The 19,795-nt window shown below is 51.4% G+C and carries 18 protein-coding genes; 7 read left to right on the top strand and 11 right to left on the bottom strand.

Annotation, left to right across the window (positions count from 1 at the left end; all coding sequences use genetic code 11):
- The first annotated feature begins 23 nt into the window (after window positions 1-23).
- The 3 genes from GN112_RS07995 (at window position 24) to GN112_RS07985 (ending at window position 1,761) form a co-directional block, all read left to right on the top strand.
- Window positions 24-413, top strand: a complete 390-nt coding sequence (locus GN112_RS07995) for a HEPN domain-containing protein (RefSeq protein WP_155309728.1) — start codon at window positions 24-26, stop codon at window positions 411-413.
- A 4-nt stretch (window positions 414-417) separates the two neighbouring features.
- A complete protein-coding gene (locus GN112_RS07990; RefSeq protein WP_197743287.1) occupies window positions 418-735 on the top strand; it encodes a nucleotidyltransferase domain-containing protein in 318 nt (105 codons plus the stop codon).
- Between the two features lie 90 nt (window positions 736-825).
- Window positions 826-1,761 carry a transposase gene (locus tag GN112_RS07985; protein ID WP_155309726.1) on the top strand — a complete coding sequence of 312 codons (936 nt, stop codon included), beginning with the start codon at window positions 826-828 and terminating at the stop codon, window positions 1,759-1,761.
- Between the two features lie 544 nt (window positions 1,762-2,305).
- Here GN112_RS07985 and GN112_RS07980 read toward each other — a convergent pair.
- Window positions 2,306-2,962: a hypothetical protein gene (locus tag GN112_RS07980; RefSeq protein ID WP_155309725.1), complete on the bottom strand. Its 657-nt coding sequence runs from the start codon at window positions 2,960-2,962 to the stop codon at window positions 2,306-2,308.
- A 198-nt stretch (window positions 2,963-3,160) separates the two neighbouring features.
- Here GN112_RS07980 and GN112_RS07975 point away from each other — a divergent pair, with 198 nt between their 5' ends.
- Complete coding sequence (locus GN112_RS07975) at window positions 3,161-3,424, top strand: hypothetical protein (RefSeq protein WP_155309724.1); 264 nt, start codon at window positions 3,161-3,163, stop codon at window positions 3,422-3,424.
- A 102-nt stretch (window positions 3,425-3,526) separates the two neighbouring features.
- Here the strand turns inward: GN112_RS07975 and GN112_RS07970 are convergent, their stop codons facing one another.
- The 7 genes from GN112_RS07970 to GN112_RS07940 form a co-directional block, all read right to left on the bottom strand.
- The gene (locus GN112_RS07970; protein ID WP_414736118.1) at window positions 3,527-4,888 is read right to left on the bottom strand and encodes an ISNCY family transposase; all 1,362 of its coding nucleotides are present in this window, start codon (window positions 4,886-4,888) and stop codon (window positions 3,527-3,529) included.
- Window positions 4,848-6,077: a hypothetical protein gene (locus tag GN112_RS07965; protein WP_155309723.1), complete on the bottom strand. Its 1,230-nt coding sequence runs from the start codon at window positions 6,075-6,077 to the stop codon at window positions 4,848-4,850. The genes GN112_RS07970 and GN112_RS07965 overlap by 41 nt, the downstream gene beginning before the upstream one ends.
- Before the next feature lie 12 nt (window positions 6,078-6,089).
- Window positions 6,090-6,713, bottom strand: a complete 624-nt coding sequence (locus tag GN112_RS07960; RefSeq protein WP_155309722.1) for a peptidoglycan-binding protein — start codon at window positions 6,711-6,713, stop codon at window positions 6,090-6,092.
- Window positions 6,714-6,886: 173 nt separating this feature from the next.
- A complete protein-coding gene (locus tag GN112_RS07955; RefSeq protein ID WP_155309721.1) occupies window positions 6,887-7,129 on the bottom strand; it encodes a PIN domain-containing protein in 243 nt (80 codons plus the stop codon).
- 59 nt (window positions 7,130-7,188) lie between these two features.
- Window positions 7,189-7,938, bottom strand: a complete 750-nt coding sequence (locus GN112_RS07950) for a HEAT repeat domain-containing protein (protein WP_155309720.1) — start codon at window positions 7,936-7,938, stop codon at window positions 7,189-7,191.
- A gap of 44 nt (window positions 7,939-7,982) precedes the next feature.
- On the bottom strand, window positions 7,983-8,948 hold the full coding sequence (locus GN112_RS07945; protein ID WP_155309719.1) for a hypothetical protein: 966 nt from the start codon (window positions 8,946-8,948) through the stop codon (window positions 7,983-7,985).
- Window positions 8,949-8,971: 23 nt separating this feature from the next.
- Window positions 8,972-11,194, bottom strand: coding sequence for a LysM peptidoglycan-binding domain-containing protein (locus GN112_RS07940; protein ID WP_155309718.1), 2,223 nt, complete (start codon window positions 11,192-11,194; stop codon window positions 8,972-8,974).
- Between the two features lie 306 nt (window positions 11,195-11,500).
- On the opposite strand from GN112_RS07940, the gene GN112_RS07935 reads away from it, so the two are divergent.
- Window positions 11,501-12,988 carry an FHA domain-containing protein gene (locus GN112_RS07935; protein ID WP_155309717.1) on the top strand — a complete coding sequence of 496 codons (1,488 nt, stop codon included), beginning with the start codon at window positions 11,501-11,503 and terminating at the stop codon, window positions 12,986-12,988.
- Between the two features lie 70 nt (window positions 12,989-13,058).
- Here the strand turns inward: GN112_RS07935 and GN112_RS34805 are convergent, their stop codons facing one another.
- The 3 genes from GN112_RS34805 to GN112_RS07920 are packed head-to-tail and all read right to left on the bottom strand — an operon-like array spanning window position 13,059 to window position 16,749.
- Entirely contained in the window at window positions 13,059-14,015 is a 957-nt protein-coding gene (locus GN112_RS34805; RefSeq protein ID WP_155309716.1) for an FHA domain-containing protein, read from the bottom strand.
- A gap of 39 nt (window positions 14,016-14,054) precedes the next feature.
- The gene (locus GN112_RS07925; RefSeq protein WP_155309715.1) at window positions 14,055-15,719 is read right to left on the bottom strand and encodes a tetratricopeptide repeat protein; all 1,665 of its coding nucleotides are present in this window, start codon (window positions 15,717-15,719) and stop codon (window positions 14,055-14,057) included.
- 7 nt (window positions 15,720-15,726) lie between these two features.
- Window positions 15,727-16,749: a polysaccharide deacetylase family protein gene (locus GN112_RS07920; RefSeq protein WP_155309714.1), complete on the bottom strand. Its 1,023-nt coding sequence runs from the start codon at window positions 16,747-16,749 to the stop codon at window positions 15,727-15,729.
- A gap of 453 nt (window positions 16,750-17,202) precedes the next feature.
- On the opposite strand from GN112_RS07920, the gene GN112_RS07915 reads away from it, so the two are divergent.
- Window positions 17,203-18,081 (top strand): hypothetical protein, encoded by an 879-nt coding sequence (locus tag GN112_RS07915; RefSeq protein WP_155309713.1) that lies wholly within the window; start codon window positions 17,203-17,205, stop codon window positions 18,079-18,081.
- Between the two features lie 95 nt (window positions 18,082-18,176).
- Window positions 18,177-19,766: a protein kinase domain-containing protein gene (locus tag GN112_RS07910; RefSeq protein WP_162458837.1), complete on the top strand. Its 1,590-nt coding sequence runs from the start codon at window positions 18,177-18,179 to the stop codon at window positions 19,764-19,766.
- Window positions 19,767-19,795 lie beyond the last annotated feature (29 nt).

The raw sequence follows: 19,795 nt of genomic DNA, 5'->3' as shown, positions 1-19,795 counted from the left end.
TACCTCATTAACGGAGATCGTAAATGCCGGATCGGGCGAGAGACTGGTTTCAGCAAGCAAAAAGGGATTTGGAACAAGCCAAATCTTCAAAGGCGGAAGAACGTCACGAATGGGCCTGTTTCGCAGCCCAACAGGCTGCCGAAAAGGCAGTGAAGGCCCTCCATTTAAGCCTTTCACAAGAGGCTTGGGGGCACATTGTTGCACGTTTACTTAAAGAGCTGCCCATAGCGGTTCCGGAAGGGTTGATAGACAAAGCAAAGGTGCTCGATGCTTTTTATATTCCGACCAGATATGCCAATGGGCACCCCGAGGGAGCACCATTTGAGCATTACGGACCTTTGCAAAGCGCGGATGGGATTAAATATGCCAGTGAGATTATTGAATTCGTCGGTGCTCAAATGGCCGAGCCGTGACGAGGTGAAGAAAGCACTTCGGCAATGGCTTGAAAAACAGATGGTAACACATCCAGAGATAACCAAGCTGGGATATTTCGGATCGTTGGCTAAAGGTAATTGGGGTGTCGGAAGTGACCTCGATCTTATTGTCATTATAAAAGATTCTTTAATTCCTTTTGGAAAAAGACCAATTCGGTGGAATTTTGATATGTTGCCCGTACCAACCGATATCCTTATCTACACGGCGAAAGAGTGGCAGAATATGCAGAAAAAAGGCGGTCGCTTCGTCGATACGATTGAGAAGGAAGCGGTTTGGCTATATCAGGATAATAAGATTTAGCCACAGACCCACACAGACGAACACGGACAAATTTTAAGCAGCCTTTCGGCTGGGAAAAACATTTTTCTTTGGTAGACTAGTGGAGACATCATGCCGCGTGTATCCCGAATGATTGTTCAAAATCAGACAGCGGTTTATCATGTAATGTCCAGGACAGCCCTGGACGGGTTCCCGCTGGAGGCATTCGAGAAGGATTTTTTACTGGAACTGATCAAGCGGATGGCCGGTCTGTTTTTTACTGAGGTATACGGATTTGCACTTATGGGGAATCATTTTCACCTTTTGGTCAAAATGATCCCCGATGATCGATTTTCCGATGAAGAAGTGAAAGTGCGGTTGGTCAATTTTTACGGTGAAAAGAAGGCACCTGTTAATGATGGGCAACTACCGTTTATGAGGCAAAAACTTGCCAGCCTTTCCGAATTCATGCGCGAAATCAAAGTCAATTTCACCCGGTTTTACAATAAACGCCATGGCCGCCGAGGCTACTTTTGGGGCGATCGGTTCAAAAGCGTGATTGTAGAGGAGGGCGAGACACTTATCAATTGTCTGGCCTACATTGACCTCAATCCGGTACGGGCCGGCATCGTGGAACGTCCGGAGGATTACCGTTGGAATTCGCTCGGATACCATATTCAGACGAACAACAAAGAAAATTTCCTGATTACCGATTTCGGCTTGAAGCAATTCAGTGTTAACGGTGAAAAGGAGAGGGTGCGGCTTTACCGGCAATATGTGTATGAAACCGGAGCGATCCCGCAAACGGACAAGCCCTATACCAAGATGATACCGGAAAAAATCGTAACCGAAGAACGAGAAAGGAACTTCGAGATTGGTCGTAAGGAACGGTTTTTATACCGGACGCGGTACTTTACGGATTCCGGGATTATCGGTTCGCGTGAGTTTGTTTCGGATACTTATCAGCAGTTCAAGCATCTCTTTCAATCCAAGCATGAGAAGAAACCAAAGTCGGTGAAGGGATTGGATGGGGTGTTTTCGTTGAAACGATTATCAGAAAACATTTGATAGTCGTGTGCGTGGTAAGGATCGGGAATTTTATTAATTAAACGAAATTGCTTGTTCTTGCGCCCGTCTTCCGTGTTGCATCAACGGCCACATACTCCCGGTATGCAACCGTTGATGCGCCTTGAATACGAGCACAAGCCCGGCACAATTACGTTCAATTAATTTCATCCCCGATCCTAACGAACTTAACCGCTTTGAGCGGTTCATATGTCAAGCCTCCAGCTTTGCTGGAGGTCATGACTTTCAGGGTGCTCCCAAACAAGCTGCCAATCTGCAAAACCATAGATAGCGGAGATCTCGCCGATCCATTCGCCATCATTTACCTTGTGGAGCAACCCCTTACCAGGCGATTTGCCTTGTTTCACAGTTTCCCTCACCGCTGATCGCAATGATAATAAAAGATTTTTTTACCAGATCTATTCCGAGAACCGAATCCCGTGTGCGGTACTCCGTCCGGTCCATCAAATCGTCGACGCTTATCTTATGGCTTTTTATCTATCAACGGCGCTTGCTTTGAGGGAAACCGGAGCACCGGTTTTACACGTTACTCCGAACGGGCCCAGATAGACCAGGACTTAGAAGAGATCGCCTTTTTAATCCGCGCATTCCTTTTTTCAACGGATAGTTCAAGAAACGCTTCTTCATGCTGTTCTGTTTCAAGCTCGTTCTGGTCGACTGTCAATAACCGGCACAACAACAAATAGGCCTCATCACATGTTCGGCGGGGAACGGGTAGCTCCTCATCCGGATCGATCAGGGCGGCCTTGGACACCGGAAGCATGCTTTGGTCTTCAAGCATTGGTCTGAGCCGGATCACGATGGCTCTGCGCATTTCAAGCTGCTGTTCGACGGCAATATGCATCAGCCGCACCTGCATTTCCCCGTTCGCTTTGGAAAAATGGTCCAGAGCGGGACGGATCGCCAGCTCTTCTATTTCTGCAATCAGTTCACGTCCCCGCTTGGAAGCAGTTCTGTCCTCACTGAGCCACATCTCCACGATGGTGGCAGGTGCCTGCCGAGCCAGGGCCTTGATCTTTGTCGATAGATCTTCTACAGCCGTCATATTGTCGGGGTCCACACTTTTTATTTGGCTTTCAATCTTTGAATTGCTCAATGGTTTGCCTCCAACTTTTTGAAACCCTAAGGCTGAACAGACAAGTACGACACCCATTACACCAATGAAATAGCAGCACGTTTTCATAATTTCTCAACCATATCAAATGATCTTAAAGCGTTGACCCCATTTGACTCTTAGATCGTAGTTGGTTTTCTTACGGGCCCATTCCAGGCAGGGCTCCCAGGATTTGCCTTTGCTTTTTTTGGGGTACGTTAAAACGCGCTGAAGCCAGACAACAGAACCGAATTTGTTGGACGGTCTTATCGTAAAATAGGCGAAATTGTGCTGGTCCACACCGGAACCGGTCTTTTTCCAACTCTTTTTTCCAGAACCACGGACAATGGGGTGGAAATGCTTAAACGAGCTGCATCCAAAATGGCAGAAGACCTTGCATTTGATGTCAACCTTGTCCAGATCCCAGCAGCAATTGTAATTATGCGGTTCAGGTTTGTACCAGCATGGCAATTCGATCAGTTCTTCGAAAAATTTAGTTCAGGTTATGATCAAAAAGTGAAACAAAACTGTACGCAATTAGCCAGCCGATGAATTTTTTCATTTTTGGCTCTCTGTATCAGAAATTTTGATCAAACCTATCCATTGGTTAATAAAGGAACTCGTACGGTTTGATGTGAAAATCTGCCAAGGATTTTAACTGGTGTCTACGTATTCGATCTCCAGGCCTCGCATCATAAAAGTTAACATCGCCTCCCAACTGGGAAAATACATATATCGCGTCAAAGCGCGCACATCGTCAAAAAAGGTTTTGCGCGTTGGTAACTCAGCACGAACCAAGCTGTACTTCTCATCCATCAGTTCAAGAACGGTATGGAACAGAAAGGCTAACAAGTTGAAGGTCAGCAATAATGATGAAAGGTGCTTGTTCCCGTGACCGAAGTTGTGTTCAATATTATAGCCTCTGTTTTTCAAAACATTATTATTTTCGTTCTCGACTTTCCAGCGTGCTCGGCCATCTTTGACAATTTGCTTGACGTTGCTCTTTGAAACTTCAAAATTGGTTGCAAATGCGTTTTTGTACACGATTTTTCCATCGGGCAGGGTTGTTGTCAGTTCGCACCAATTAACATCAATGGCGTTTTCACTATCACGTAGCGGCAGTTTGTTGGCAAAGCGATACGTATCGATTTCATGGGTTTTGCCGGTCCAGCGCTTCTCCACCACGGTTTCGATGGTCTGCATGGCGTCCAATTCATCCAGCCACTGGTAAAGGGTTTTATGAGAATCGGGTTTACAGACCAAAATGAAATCAAGTTCTTGATCTAATAGTTTTTTGCAAATCGGTTGTTTACAGTATAGATCATCGCCCAATACAGTGATGCCAAAAGGTTGATACTCCGCCGCATATTGATCGATCCAGCGTTTTGCTGCCGCGTTTTCGCAATCTTGTTTATCATGGCCATCCTGGGGGGTAATAAATTCCGGTTGCAAAGCAATCACCTTATTGTTTTCCGGTGCCACAATCACCGGGGTCACGACTGAATGCGAATAGGTTACGGTTCCATTTTTATGGTGCTTGCGACTACAATTATCACAATGAATTGTATTTGAAGCAAAATACTGCGTTCCGTCAAAGGCAACCAATAAATTGTTGTCGTATGAGCGAAACCCGTCCAGATGACCGGATTTTTCCAATCCGTCGAAAAGATATTTGAACACGGGCGTGACATAAGAGGGATGGACCTCGTCCATTAAACTTTTGATGTGGTTGGTACAGGGAATTTGAGTGAGGCCGAAAAGTGATTGCGCATTGTTTTTGCCTTTTGTTTGCTGCATAGCGGATTGAAAGGCTAAAAAGGATGGGCTTTGGGTAAAAAAAACAGAAAAAGCTCCCAGGGCTGCGTCTTCTATGCTGTAGCTGGTATTAGTGCCGATGCGCCGGTCAGGAAATGCAGAAATAGTTTGGCGAAAAAATTGGATCACTTTGTCAAATGTGAATTCTGCATGTTTCCTTTCAAGTAGGATGCGGTTTTCTTCTTGTTCTGGCAATCGCATGGCCCTGGCTCGCTTTTGGTAAAAGTGGATGAGTATTCACCCTCTTATATCCATTACAAGCTTCTGTGTCCAGAACATTTTGAAATAATAAAGAAAATAAATGCATCGAACTTTGATTGAAAAAAACTTCTGTTTGGGTAGCAAAGAGAGCCATTTCAAAATTACAATTGCTGAGATCCCAGGGTTTGCATACCGTGTTCTTCCAGCCGGCGTTTAATACGATCTGCAACCGCCACTTGCCGCCGCCTGATTCGTATCTCTTTTTGCGGTACCCCCACAGCGTGCCTTGGGTCGGATCATCCTTGTAAAACATGGATTTCAGGTCAAAGGTGGGTTTGATGCGGATGCATTGGCTTTGGCTGTCCCACTTCCAATATCCCCATTCAGATTCATGGGAGCCGGTAACATGGTTTTTTTTTTGCGTACCGGATATGTCAAGATCCGGATCAATGACAAGCTTTCTAATGGGCTTGCTTTTTGTAATTTCCGGGTGACACGTCTTAGCATTGATTTTAAGCAGGCCACGAAAGGGCTTGGTGTGATAGTGGTGATGATGAATGTCTGTAATTGGAATGCCTACGAATTCAAATCCCAGCCGAAGCAGACCATCGTCAGTGCTTAATTTGTTGATGGTGCATCCGCTCCCATCTTCCCAGCGGTCTCCGGGTGCGGGCATGTCGCCGAAACAAGCACCCCTGCCATATCTTGAGTGACCGGCATAAATCACCATTATTCCAGGTGTTTCAAGCCACTTTTTAAACTCACGCTTGGTCTGGACAACCTTCAGTCGGTAGATCACCTCCTGTTTGGAGTTGATGTATTCATACCGGAACGCATGGCTGCTGCCTCGATCCGTGAGCGGCACCTTGTGCATGATCTTTCCCTGATCATTGGGAACAAGGAACATGGGATGTATATCGATGTACTCCTTGAGCCAATCAACCCACTCTTTGGCCTCTTTTTGGGCCTTGGTGTCATTCAATACGATGGCCACATTGAGCTTGTGTTCCCAGTCAGCAAGCTTTTTTTTTAGCTGTTTTCTTCTATCCTTGAGATCCTTGTCCGTGCCTTCCACACCCCTCGCCAGCACAATTTTTCGGATCTCAAAACCGGTATTAATCGTCGTGTGGGTGCTGCTGGGTGGGGCCTTTTTGCCTTTGCCATGCTGTTTGCTAGTTGGAAATCCCAATATCATGCCTCCTCAACACCCATGCACTTTTAGCAACTTTCCCTGTGTGGCTGAATCTATCTCGCCGGATGCCGTTAAGCCGTGGGCCAATTGGAATTGACGGATGGCAGCCTTGGTTTCAGGTCCCATGGTACCAAACTCATCGTCGCAACTGAATCCCAAATTATTGAGTCTGGCCTGCACGCCGCTGATCTCATTCACCGGGTCAAGCCTGCCAAGATCCAGGGGGAATTCTTGCATCTCTTCTCCAAGATACAATGTAGCGATAACGGCCTTTGGATTGATATTATGCTGGACCATCCCGTCCGAATCGGTAGTGCCCTCATGAATTTTGCCGTCAACCTTTAGGACATACCGCTCATTTGCCCGCGGTTGGTCATTGTCGAGAAATCGAACCCGCAGCTTCACTGGAACGCCTTTTTTTCGGAAACGATGCCGCTGCTTCGTGGCGTACGCCACGGTATGGATTTCTTTATCCGGGATGAAAACATGGTCACCGGGCATGAGTATATTTGGATTCTGGCGCAATTGCTTCAGGGCGTCGTTCTCAGGTCGTTGCCATATCTTCTCCCAATCAAACCCATGTTGCGCTGCGATACTACTTAAGCACTCGCCTTGTTTTACTTTGTGTTGCATGACCACACCTGCCTGCACCTATAGCATTCAAGATAATGTTTTTGGACGGCGTTATCGGTCGTCGCGGTATGGATTATACAGCTTCCTCCCTCTGGCCTTGCCAAAAACATTATCTTGAATGCTATATTTCCCCGATACGATCATTCAGCAATGTTGTTAATGGGTTATCGAAGTTAACTCACGATTTCCAGACCGGCCGCCACAGCCAACTGTGATTGTTGGCTGTCGAAGGTAAAAAAACAATTTGCTCCCATGACGAGTGCCGATGCCACATGAATAATATCCAGCGAACGAGCTCCAATCGATTTCGTATGGTTGGCTGAAAGATTCAGGCTAATGGCGAAAACATCCGCCCAATTGAAAAGAGGGGTGTAGAATACTCCCTTGTTTTCATGTGTATCGAAACGTTTCAACACGCTTTCGGCCTGTTCGTCGCTGATTTCTTTTCTGAATTGTTTATAAGGAAAACGGACAATCAGTCGGGATTGGTGATTGGGTCCGGATGTGCCGATTGTCGGGTGGAACGAACCATTCCTTTGATGCCGGCAATGGCAGCAGCGATCACGTCGCGGTTCTGTTCTCCCGGATCAGTTTGGCTAAATCGTTCGAGGTCAGGCAGCACCGTCGCTGCGCCTGGCCCCATCTGCCCAAGGGCCAGCACCACCGGCGGCACCAGATCCTCGTAGCCCTCTCCGATACGTTCATTCAACACGGTCATGAGGTCGGGTGCAGCCGCGGACGCCTCCGGCCCCATTTTGCCGAGGACCCGGGCAATTGACCGGATTTGGTTGAGCGTGGCGAACAGCGCATCGAAGTGGGCGTCATCGGCCTGGGCGTCTTCGATTGCCGCTAACTTGCGGTAGCGTGCGGTCTGTTTGTCCAATTCCCCGCGCAATGCGTCCAACGCCTTATCCGGCTGACCGCTGACCTGCCAAAGCGCCTGGGCCGCAGCGACACGAACCATCGCATCTTCATCTTGCTGTGCGGCGGCGTTGAGTGCATCGGCCGCCTGGCTGGCTCGCTTTCCATCGGCACCGAGGTCGGCAGCAGCCGCTCGGCGGTCGGCCGGATTGGCCGCGTTGAGCTTGACGATCAGGGCCGGAATATCGCTCTCGACCGCTCGTGTCGCGCTCTGGCTGTTCTCAGGCGTGTTGTTCATCTTTGCCTCACAGGAAGCCGCAAGCAAGGCCAGCACCGCCAGGCATATCGCGCCATGTCGTTTCATCCGGTTCGTTACCTAGTAGATTCCTTTGCATCGGTCATCCGTCCTCAAGCCTCCTCCCAGTGCAGGAGGTCGACCTGGCCACTGTTGTAGCAGCGCTCGAGATACGCACTCTGCTCATCCGTCAGCACACCGCCGTAGAATGTTACGGTACGTGCGCAGCGGGTCAAATACTTGCCTGCATCCTTGAGATCATCTTCTGAGAGCGGTTCCTGTTTTTTGGCTCGCGTTATGATCATATCGAGATTTTCGGACATCGCCTCGGCAAGCTGTTCAGGCTCGCTCTGATTGCAATCGCGCTGCAGCATCATCGCCGCCCAAGTTGGCAGGTCGAGGTAGGGATTGCGCACGAGTTGCAGGTAAAGAAGCGTGATGAGCTGTCTTTGCTTTCGCAGATCCGAGGTATTGAAGATCTCGGTCTTTCCTGCTTTTGCCTGTATTACGGAGGTTAACCGGTCGTCGCGCAGATCCTCGAGGGCGTAGAATTCGACCAATGCATCGTCCTCTTCGCGCTTCACGGCCGGTTCGAAGTGTTTCATGCCATCGAGGAGCACGTCGCGCACAATCGTCGTGTCAATGTTGTCCGGCAGGTGAAACGTCAGATCGACCAGGCGCGGGAGTACGCGAGATGCATCTACCGCCAGCAACTGATAGCGATTTACCATGCCAGGCTCAGCAAGCTGCGGGCTCGTGAGATCGCAATAGATCGTCAAGGCACTCACGGCACATTCCCAGTCATTGCGGTCCGTTACCTTGCGTAGCAAATGCCGCTCCAAGCCGCTGACCTGTTCGCGCAAATCAAAAAAGCGCATGATCACGCCGAGCTGATTGATTTCGCGATCGACAAGGGCATCGCTCTCGAGCATCTTGGCGACGAACTCAGCCGCGTGCCTGGGATAGGCCCGCTTGGGGAGCGGTACCGGCATGTCGACGTCGCCTGCGTTGATGAAGGCGAACATCTTACGCATCGCCTCGGACTTCCCGAGATAGCCCTGTGGTGGCACAGGCATCATCTTTTCCTCCTCGTACGCTACGCTCAAATTGGTTTGCCACTGGTATCACGCAACGTGCGCAACGGCCGCAGGACGGCGGCGGAAAGTGTTCGAAATCGCGCGACAGGTGACGGCTCCCCGCCACCGAGGGTCTTGATCTCACCCTGCAGGTTGTTGACACCTTTCTTCACGACGGCGTACTTCACCGTCAGTGGATCATCACTCATGCGCTTGTGAATGAACGGTGGTGAGGACTCGCGACTGATTGCAGCCATCCATTCGGAGAAAGCCAGATTAACGTTGTTGTCGTACTGCGCACCGTCCCAGTCGCTCTCGATGTTTGTTGTGGCGTTGTAAGAGGTGGTGTGGAATGCATCCAGCAGTACATGGCCGGCCTCATGGGCCAGGACGGTGCGCCGCTTCGCTCCGTGCTGGTCGAGAAATACGCACATCGAGAACTCGGACAAAGGCCTCAGTCGCGCCACAACATCCCGGTAGGGGAGCAGCGCTTTGCCGAGAAGCGTGGCGCGCGCGAAGTCATTGACGAGGATCACACGAAGACAGCCGCTATGCGCCGCGTTGTTCTTGGCGCAGGCGCGAAAGGCGACATTGCCGACCATCTGGGCATTCGTACCTCGCGCGCTGCCATACTCGGAGGTCGTATCGTCAACGCTTGCGTTGTTGAAGCCGCCGCTGTGGGACAGCTTCTGATCGTCGTCGGTGGAGGTCGCCGAGATGATGCGCGCCGGCATGCCGTTTTCGAAACAGAGCAGATCGCAGGAGCCGAAGTCGTCGCTCGAGTCTTGTACAGGCGGATTGGGGGAGACGGTGACTTGGACGCCCTTGGCTCGCAGGGCTGAAGCAAGCTTGTTGGCCGTTTCCTCGGGTTTGTCCTTTCTGTCGGTTTCGATTTGCACCGTTACGATTCCGCTTGTCAGGCGGACGCGTACGGTCATTGTACCGCCGCCGTCCGCCTTGTTGCCCTTCTCGTCCGACACGGCGATCAGGTTGCGCGGCAGGGCCACGTCATGCACATTCACACCTGTGGATGTCGTCTCCACGTGGATGCCGACATTGGATTGTGCGAGCGTGAGCCGCATGTTGGCAATCATGCTGTCCACTTCCGCGTTGCTCACGTTTGCCCCTGTCGGGCCGGTGGCACCGCCGATGCGATAGATGCGTAGCTGCAGCTGCTTTTCCGCTTTGCCGACTCTCGCTTTGGCCATAGCGCGACATCTGGCGTCCGCAGTCGTTGCTGCACAATTGGCGTACTCGCGCTCTGCATGTACCTCGAGATCGAGAATTTCCAGGTGCGAATCGCTCGGGAGCGGTGTAACCAAGGTTTGCTTCGATACATCCGTGCCGCTGTCCGATGCTCTCCCGTAAGGTCGCTTTGCCGTGTGATCCTGGGTATCCACGACGAGACGCAGGTAGTAAGAGCGATAATGATGGGAACTATTGACCGGCTTACACGTTACTTCGAGTGACGTCCCGGCCTCGGTCATGTCCGACCAGCCCGTCACTTGCCCGGCTGCATTCAATACGGGCTTTTTTACCTTGAGCTTGACTTTGATATCAGCGACGCCTTTCTCGCCGGCACTGCGATCATAGATTTGCACCTTGAAATGATCGGGGTCCAGGCTCGCATTGGCGTTGTGCGCGAACACCGTGTGATCCACCCAATTGCCATTGGTTGTGCCCGGACCCTGCCGGGTCGGTACGTAATTAGAGACGGCAAGTTGCGACAAACTGTCCAACAAGGAAGCATCCGCGGGATTTGCACGGCCTTGTTCCGATACGATGGCAAGGCGCACTTCCGGCGCTTTACGACGAAATTTGTGTGGCGGCTTAACCTCGGTCGTTCTCGACTCCGTCTTGGAGGTTAGCTCGGGTATGGCAACGACATCTCCAGGTCTAAGCTGGCGGTCCTTGAGAGATGGATTGGCTTCGCGCAGCTTGGCACAATTGATGAACCCGTACGTGTGGGCAATGCTGCAGAAACTGTCGCCCTCTTTCGCCTTCACCTTTTTCATTTCCGGCGGAGGGGGTGGTGTCGGAGGAGGGGGAGGGGGGGGAGGCGGCGCTGGGGGTTCGAGGTCCGGAAGAATCAGTTCGTCGCCCGGATAGATCAAGTTAGGATCCGGCCGCTTCGCGCGAAATGCAGCGTTGTCCTCGTGGTAATAGATCTCCTGCCAGGATTCATACCCATGCTTCTCAGCAATCTTGCTGAGCCAGTCGCCCTTTTTGACTACGTATAATGTGCCCACGGCAAAGGCCTTCCAGACAGGTAAATCTCAATTAAGCATATAACTTCTTCCACGCCAAAATATAGTGAGATAGTCCTTGTAAGTCAAGAGTAATGTAAATACAATATGTTGTATGACGTAAAACCAAGAAGAAAACAGCCTTGTCACCCTGGTCGCATGGATTCGATAAGCTCATCCAGACCTTCAATTGCTGTGAGGATGAGAAAGTGGTTTTGACAAACACTGCTCTAAATTGCATTATATGAAAAACGCGATTGGGTCACTTGCCCAACCCTTTATACACACCCAGAATATGAATTGAATGTAATGATAAATGAAACTGCACCTGCTGTGCTGGATATCGCGTTGCCCAATGGCACTCACCTCGAGTTTACCCGAAATGTTACCATCGGCCGCCATTCGGACTGTGAAATCTGTATCCGGGAGGAGATGGTCAGCCGGTATCATGCCGATCTCTTTTGGGAGAACGGACAGTGGTGGATCAAGGACCGGCAGAGTGCCAACGGCATTTTTATCGACGGGCAGCGCATCGAGCGAGCCGTACTTTTCGGGACCGGGCAGATCCGGTTGGGTGCCTCCGGTCCAGCACTCGCTTTCGAAGTGGAAACGGTGGTCGTCGAGCCACCGATTGCTGCACCACCCCCAGCGTTTCATCAGGCAGATTCACTCTCGACGGAACGTACCCAGATCGAGCGCCCCGACCTAGATCATTATAAGGACCACTATTTCGGTAAAGATGGAGACGGCACCGCCGGTGAACACACCATGATGGTTCGCCGCGCTTATGCCGAAGTGCGGAAGAAGCAGCGGATCACCTATGGCCTGATTATCGGTCTGGTGGTCATGCTTGCGATTGTTACCGGCAGCGTGGCCTGGTACAAACACAGCCAGATCCTCGAGCAACGCAAGCTGGCCGCCGAGGTTTTTTATACCATGCGGGCACTGGAGATCGATCTGATCAAATTGCGGGTGGATGCCGAACAGCGTAAATCCGAGGCCGCCAAAGCGCAGATCGAGGCGGCCAAGCTACGCAAAAAGAAACTTGAAGAAAGCTATGACCGGTATGTCAACAGCCTCGATATCTACAGCAGGGGATTAAGTGAGAAAGAGAAGATCATCATGCGTGTGGCGCATCGGTTCGGCGAGTGTGAAATCAATATGCCCGATGATTTTGTTGATGAAGTAACCGATTATATTGAAAAGTGGCAGTCCAGCAAACGTCTGTCGCGGGTCATTCAACGTGCCGAACGGCAGGGATACATTCAGCCGATCGTCGACGCCCTGACCGAGGAGGATTTGCCGATCCAGTTTTTCTACCTGCCGGTTCAGGAGAGTAACCTTAACCACGAAGCGGTTGGGCCACCCACCCGTTTCGGTATTGCCAAAGGCATGTGGCAGTTCATTCCCACCACCGCTGAACAATACGGCCTGCGCGTCGGTCCCCTGCAGGATGAGGCGGTGGTGGACCTTCTGGATGAGCGCCACGATTTCGAGAAGTCGACCTTGGCGGCAGCCCGCTACCTCCGGGATATCTATACCACGGACGCCCAGGCGTCCGGACTGCTGGTGATGGCCTCGTACAACTGGGGCGAGCGGCGGGTGATCAAGCTGATCAAGACCTTTCCGGAAGACCCCCGGGAGCGCAATTTCTGGAAATTGATTACGAAATACCGGGATAAGGTCCCCGATGAAACCTACGATTACGTGTTTTCGATTTTCACGGCCGCCGTGATCGGTGAAAATCCCCACCTGTTCGGTTTCGATTTTGACAATCCCCTGGCGTCAGCAGAATAGCGGGCATTGGAGCGGATCCGGGCCATCGAATGATCAGGCACTGCAAAGTCAGGCAGGGCCAGTGGCCCCGTTATTTAAAAAAATTTTTAAACAGTGACTTTGACTTCTTTTGGGGAACGGCGGGCGTGTCGTCCAACGAAGGGGCGTTGGGGTCCAGATCGGTTTTCTCCAGCGGCTCGGCAGAGGCATTCTGCACTTCTGCAAGGCGGCCGCCACCGAGGAACCGGAACGTCGGGCCGGTCGTGGAGAGGGTCAGTTCCGCACCTTGGGCCAGCACGGCCTGGGCGCCCACCGGTCGGCCGTTGATGGAAACCATGTTTCTGCCCGTCAGATCCTTTGCATAGTAATCATCGGCATTGTAAAAAATCTGGACATGACGGCCGGCCAGTGCGTCGTTGCTGATTACGAACTCACATGCCGGATCTGTCCCGATGGTGACTGGCAGCAGATTGTACGACTGGAGGGTCGGACCGTATTGGATAACCAGGGGGGCATTGGTGCTGACCACCGGTGACAGCGCATCCGGACCCACGGTATGCCCTGCATCGGGAGGAGGGACCGGTGCCGCCGGAGTAGGCACAGGCCTGGGAACTGGCGGCTTCTGTGGCGGGGGCATGGGGGCCTCCATTTGCGGTGGTGCGGGTGCCACTTGCCGCGTGGGCGGGGTGGGTGCTGAAGGCATTGACTGCTCCGGTACCGTGCCGGCCTCGATTTTGGTCAGGAAACTGGCCTTGGGTCCATTTTCAGAAAACGTGATCACATCGCCATCGCGCAGATAGACATCGGCGATACGTTTCCCATTGACATACGTGCCGTTGGTGCTGGCATCAATGATCCGAAAGCGATTGCCCTGACGTTCAATGCGGGCGTGCTGTCTGGAAATCGTCGTCAGGTCTTTGTCAAAGCGGACCCCGCAGGAAGAGTGACGCCCAATTTGAACGGGAAATTGGGAAAAATCCTGAATCTGTCCTTTCAATGGGCCTTGGATATGAACCAACTGGATAGTAATATTTGGCATCTGGGGCATCGTTATCCCACCTGCATGTATCTTTTACGAAATGGATTCCTATTCGGATCCTTTTTTAATGAGCTCAAGGCGTTTGTTGAGCAACTGGGCCTTTTTCAGGTTTTGGCTGGCATCCTTGTAATCGGGATCCACGGCAACCACTTTTTCCCATGCACCAATGGCTTCTCTGAGTTCCTGCTTTCCGAAAAAGACAATCCCCTCATTATAGTGGAACTCCTTGTACGCCTCCACGCTGTTACCGATATACTGCCGGCACTCTTCACAATCCGGATTGATGACGGCGGCCTTCTCGAAATCGGTCTTTGCAGCCAGATAATCCTGGTTGTTGTAAAGAATCAACGCCTTCTGAAAATGAGATTGAAACAGCAACTGACGGATTTCAGAATTTTCCGGGTCCAATGCTAGGGCCCGGTTGAATGTGGTGATGGCACTGTCAAATTGATTGTTCTCATAGAACGATTCGCCTTCAGCCTTGAGAGTGTCTGCCTCGGCAGTGCGGCACTGCTCCAAAAGATCCTGGCATGTTTTGCAGTTTGCATCATAGCCAAGCGCGGCGGTCAAGGCGCTTTTGGCCTTGTTCAGCCGTCCGGCATCCAAATGCTGCCGTCCGGTCTCCATGTATGCCCGTGAAATATAGCTGATGGCGGCAGGGTCGTCCGGGGTGGCATTGAGTACTTTTTTCAGTTCCACGATGGCATCGTCAAACGCATTCTCGTTGAACAGCGCGATTCCGGTTTCACGGTATTCAGCTACCTGGTCAGACGGTTTGACGGTTTCCGGCGGGATTTCATCTTCAGGCGGTGCGGTTGGCTCGGGCTGCGTTACAACAGGCTTCGTTTCTTCAGGCTCAGGAATATAGGATGGCTCTTCGTCCCCAGTCGCTGTGGACCGTTGCTGGTAAGCGGTCATCCCTTCCCGCCGGGGAACTTTGATCTTCTGGCCGACACGGATGCCGGTCGGATCGGTAATGCCATTGAACTTGGCAATCACATTGAACAGCTTATAGTCTCCGTAATAGAGACGGGCCACCTTGGACAGACTCTCTCCCGGAGCGATCTGATGAACGACGTATTCACCTTCGATACCGGTTGCCTGCGGTGCCCTGCCTGAACTGATTCGATTCAGATCGGCAAAGGAGACGCCTTCAATGACCGGGATCATAATTTTCTGGCCGATTTTGACCTGCTTGGCATCGGTCATGTTATTGAAATTGGCGATGTGATGATATTTGCGATAGTCCCCGTAATATTTCATTGCCAGCTTGGAAAGGCTTTCCCCCGGCCCTATGGTATGAATGATGTATTTGCCATCGTCGGATGGGGTGCGCCCCTGGAGCATGGCAGCGGCGCCTTCATGTTCCGGGCTATATCGAAGCGCCTTTAAAAATTCCCGTTTTGCCAGAGTCCATTTGCCTTTGTCCCTGAACCGCAGACCGGCTTGATAATGGGTTTCGGCCAACTTCTCCAATTGGGCTTCAAGGCGGCTGATGCTGTCATTGACCTGGGGTTGGGCCGGGTCTACGGTTTGCGCCAGTTTGTATTTCTCCAAGGCTTCAACCAGGTTACCCTGACTTTCGTAAGCCTGAGCCTGCTCAATATACGCATTGGCCTGCTGGTCTTTTTCCCGGGGCGCCTGAACAGTTTGGCATCCCAAAAAGAGCAGTAACAATAAGGATAATCCGATACATACGCGTTTGTATGGCATGGCAAACTCACTTTAACGGAAAATAAGTAAACGTTTTTAGCCGGGAAGCGAAAATCCCCATGTCATGTTTGAGGATCTGGTCCCGTTTCACCAGAAAGGGGTTGGCGAAAAACGGGTTGCTTCCCCGGTCTACGGTGACGCCGATTTTATAGCCGGCCTGCCGCGATAGCGAGACAACGGTGGATGTGCGACGGCCGAAGGGGTACGAGAAGATGATGGTGTCCTGGCCCAACTGCTTATCAATGATTTGTTTGGACTTGAAAATTTCCCTTTTCAGCCGGGCCATGTATTGGCTGCCATCCTCGTCTTTCTTCTGTTTGGACAGATCGCTGTGAGCGACCGAGTGGGAGCCGATATAAAATCCTGCCCGTTTCAGCTCCCGCAGTTGGTCCCATGTAATTGCCTTACTGGAAACCCCCACATAATCAATGTAAATGAACAAGGTGGCCGTAAAGCCGTATTTCTTCAAAAGCGGGTATGCAATATTATAAACGGAACGGTAACCGTCGTCCATGGTGATCATGACGGAATTTTTTGGCAACGGCTGGCGATAATCCAGAAACGCAGCCAGTTCTTCCGGCCCAATGACCCGATAGCCATTTTCCTTGAGGTATCTCAACTGCCGCTCAAAAATATCCGCAGGCATGCAAAGCGGAGAATTGCAGGATTGGCCGAACCGGTGGTAGCAAAGGATCGGAACCGCCTGGTAGCCCTCTTCGGTAATGCCGGCACGATTGGGAATTTTAAGCGGAATGACCACGAAGCGTTCCGGCAGGAACGCATCCGCACCATTGACATCCTCGATCATCCAGGCCAGTTTCGGGTCTCCCAGATATTTGGCGGCCAGCGTCTGCGGAGTCTCACCGGGTTTGAGTCGGTGAAGGATCCGCTCGGATGACCGATAGACATCGGGCCTTGAGAACGAAACAACAGAACCCGGTCCGGCACAACCCGCCAGAACGCTCAGAAACATCAGTAACAGGGAGGACGCATACTTAATGAATTCTAGACGTGAGCCACTTGGGATCATGTTGGTACTCCGGAATCAACCGAGGAAATCAGCGAGAGCAAAGGCCATATTTAATGGAGGCGCACGCTATTTTATCTTTCAAGAAAATCCTTAGCTTATCTACCATAGGGATTCGCTAAATTCAATAGCTGCAATCACCTTGATCTCCCCATTTGAAAAGAACTGACCGGTAGATGCGTGCCTGTCATAAGGATCTGTTTCTCACATCAGCCGGGCGCCGGAAGCCGAGACCGGCGACGGACCACTTACCGGGGTTCCCAAAAGGAGAAGTTTCTTGACAATCCACTGGTATCATAATACTTTTAAGCAAATTGGCAATCGTTACCAACGACAGCATGCACATCCGGTGGGCGTTTTGGCGGCCACGATCACCGAGCCCGTAACCGCGCCGGTAAATCCGTAGCGATACGAATCCTGACCGAACATACACAGTAACAATAAGGAAAAATTGTCGTGAAGCAAGGATCGAGGCGTGGCGTCATCAGAAAGACCCACTGGTTTGTCTGTTTGTTTGTCTGGTGGGTGGTTGCCGTTTTTTTCTACCTGTTTTTCTCGGCCAAAGAGGGACGACTGATCGAGAGTGTGACAACGAGCGGATTGCAAACGGTTCTTGAAAGTGCCGAAAAGGCCGCACTGCCCTTGCTGGAACGCAACGTGGGGGCCCTGACCCGTCTCGCCCGGGAGGTCGAGGCCATTGACGGGGTGGTCAATGTGACCATCATCGATCACAAAAACAAAATTATCGCTTTTACCAATGTTGCCCAGTTGCTGCCGATGCCGGCCACAACCGTTAAGCGGCATGACGGTGCCAGTTATTGGCCATACACCATGTCGGACGGAACTAAAGTCGTCTGCTTCTCAGCCGATATTGTTTTTTCTGGAACGAAAATCGGCCAAGTCCTGATGGCAAAGGACGGCCGTGCGACCCGTTCCTGGACAACCATCTTTTTCCTTTCGGCCCTGGTCAGTTTCATTTTGATCGTCTTCATCCTACTGGTCGCAGAATTTAACGGGGTGCGTCCGTTGATAAACGCCTTTGGCGAGCAGATGCGCATATGGACCGGCGTCACGGATGACAGGGCAGATGGCCGGGAGATGACCTGTCCGCTTTGCGGCTGCCAGAAACCGCTGAGCCGGTCATTTTTGCTCGAAGCCAATCTTGACCGTTATCCGATCGTGAGGTCGACAGCCGAAACGAATCAGACTGCCCGGACCGTGCTCACCGGTGGCATCAACCTGATCGAGATTTCCCGCCGGGAGGACCTGGGATGGCTCAGAAAGAAGATCATCCATCGCTGCGCAGACATCATTAAAAAACTCGCTGGCGATTAGACTGCGTTTATGAGAAAAATACTGAATGGAAGGCAGGGACCGTAAGCATGCCCGTTAGCGACAAAGCGTCAACAACCATGATGTGGATGAAGCAGATGTCCACAACAACTATCAATACCGTTGCCGGAAAGGTAAAAGCCCTTATGTCCGGATCGCCGGTCAAACGTCACGTGATCATTGGTGTGATTGCCTGGATTGCCCTTAATCTTGTCGTTTTTTTTGTTCTTCAGGGAAAGATGGAGAGTGCCGACAAGACTTTTTTAAACAAAGGCGTCGACCTGACCTTGGGCATGGCTGACAAGAGCGGTTCTCCGATCCTGTCGTCCGACATCCTCGCCCTGAATGTCGCCATTCGTGAGGTGATGGAGAATTCAAATGTTCAATTTGCCGCCATTTCAGACCATCAGGGGAAAATTCTGGCCCACTCCAATCCGGCCAGAATCAACCGTCAGATGGCCCCCCTTGACGAAGAGCGTCCCATGGAAACGATCAATGGCGTTGATATCTCATCCGGCGTGGTTAATGGGGAGACCGCCATTGTGCTTTTTAAAAGTGACGTCACCTATGCCGGCATAAAAATCGGAACGGTTGCCATCGGCTGGAAGGGGCAGGGCCGACTTGCCGCAGTTCGATCCGTCCGGATAAACATGATTTTTTTTCTTGTGATCAGTGGCCTTGTCGCTACCGGCGTCCTCTTTTTGGTGGAGCGAAATATCAAGGCCCGGAAAATCAAAATGGAAAAGGCCATGCAGGGTATGACCCGCATCGGTCCCTATCTGCTCACCCGCAAGATTGCCCAAGGCGGCATGGCAGAGTTGTTTCTGGCGGACTACCTGCGTGGAGACGGCTTCCGCAAGACCGTGGCGGTGAAAAAAGTATTGCCCCATCTGGCAGACAACCGTGATTTCATCGATATGTTTATCCGTGAAGCCCGTCTGGCAGCTTTGCTGCAGCATCCCAACATTGTCCAGATCGCTGATTTCGGTAAAATTCAGAACGCTTATTTCATTGCTATGGAGTATGTGGACGGCAAGAATCTCGCTGAAATCATGGGTGAACTGAAAAGAGGGCTGCCGGTGGACATGGCGATCTTTCTTATTTTAAAAATCAGCAACGGGTTGCACTACTCCCACTCCCGAAAGGATGACAAGACGGGCAAACCGCTCAATATCATTCATCGGGACATCAGCCCGCAAAACATTCTGATTTCCATGAACGGCGAAGTCAAACTGAGCGATTTCGGTATTTCCAAGGCCACCTCGGAACCGTCGCTGACTCAGGCCGGCGTGATCAAAGGCAAGCTTTCCTACCTCTCGCCGGAGCAGGCCATGGGTAAGGAGGCGAACCACCAGGTCGATATTTACGCGCTGGGTCTGGTCTTTTACGAAATTCTGTCCGGCAGTCGGCTCTATCGATTTTCCAATGACATCGAAGCCATCCGGACGATTCCCCAAATGACCATCCCGGCAATCATTACCCGGCGACCGGATATTCCCCAGGGACTCAACGATATCGTCATGCGCTGTCTGGAGAAATCCACCAGCAAACGCTACCAGACCGCAAACGAGTTGCATCAGGACCTGTTGAAACTGAAAAATCATTTGGGAATGACTTATGATGCTTCGGACCTGGCATTGTTCATGCGCAATAATTTTGAGAAGCCCGAACCTGATCCCGTTGCCTGAGAGGCAATTTGAAGCGTTTGGATAAAGCC

The sequence above is a fragment of the Desulfosarcina ovata subsp. ovata genome (assembly GCF_009689005.1).
In the GTDB taxonomy this organism is placed as follows: domain Bacteria; phylum Desulfobacterota; class Desulfobacteria; order Desulfobacterales; family Desulfosarcinaceae; genus Desulfosarcina; species Desulfosarcina ovata.
The sequence above is the reverse complement of the archived record's forward strand: the minus strand, read 5'-3'. Positions and strand labels throughout refer to the sequence as shown.

Excerpts from the sequence above, each read along its gene's own strand:
- GN112_RS07995 (WP_155309728.1), top strand. The coding sequence starts at position 24 with ATGCCGGATCGGGCGAGAGACTGGTTTCAGCAAGCAAAAAGGGATTTG.
- GN112_RS07985 (WP_155309726.1), top strand. The coding sequence starts at position 826 with ATGCCGCGTGTATCCCGAATGATTGTTCAAAATCAGACAGCGGTTTAT.
- GN112_RS07980 (WP_155309725.1), bottom strand. The coding sequence starts at position 2,962 with ATGAAAACGTGCTGCTATTTCATTGGTGTAATGGGTGTCGTACTTGTC.
- GN112_RS07970 (WP_414736118.1), bottom strand. The coding sequence starts at position 4,888 with ATGCGATTGCCAGAACAAGAAGAAAACCGCATCCTACTTGAAAGGAAA.
- GN112_RS07960 (WP_155309722.1), bottom strand. The coding sequence starts at position 6,713 with ATGCAACACAAAGTAAAACAAGGCGAGTGCTTAAGTAGTATCGCAGCG.
- GN112_RS07950 (WP_155309720.1), bottom strand. The coding sequence starts at position 7,938 with ATGAAACGACATGGCGCGATATGCCTGGCGGTGCTGGCCTTGCTTGCG.
- GN112_RS07945 (WP_155309719.1), bottom strand. The coding sequence starts at position 8,948 with ATGATGCCTGTGCCACCACAGGGCTATCTCGGGAAGTCCGAGGCGATG.
- GN112_RS07935 (WP_155309717.1), top strand. The coding sequence starts at position 11,501 with ATGATAAATGAAACTGCACCTGCTGTGCTGGATATCGCGTTGCCCAAT.
- GN112_RS34805 (WP_155309716.1), bottom strand. The coding sequence starts at position 14,015 with ATGCCCCAGATGCCAAATATTACTATCCAGTTGGTTCATATCCAAGGC.
- GN112_RS07925 (WP_155309715.1), bottom strand. The coding sequence starts at position 15,719 with ATGCCATACAAACGCGTATGTATCGGATTATCCTTATTGTTACTGCTC.
- GN112_RS07920 (WP_155309714.1), bottom strand. The coding sequence starts at position 16,749 with ATGATCCCAAGTGGCTCACGTCTAGAATTCATTAAGTATGCGTCCTCC.
- GN112_RS07910 (WP_162458837.1), top strand. The coding sequence starts at position 18,177 with ATGTCCACAACAACTATCAATACCGTTGCCGGAAAGGTAAAAGCCCTT.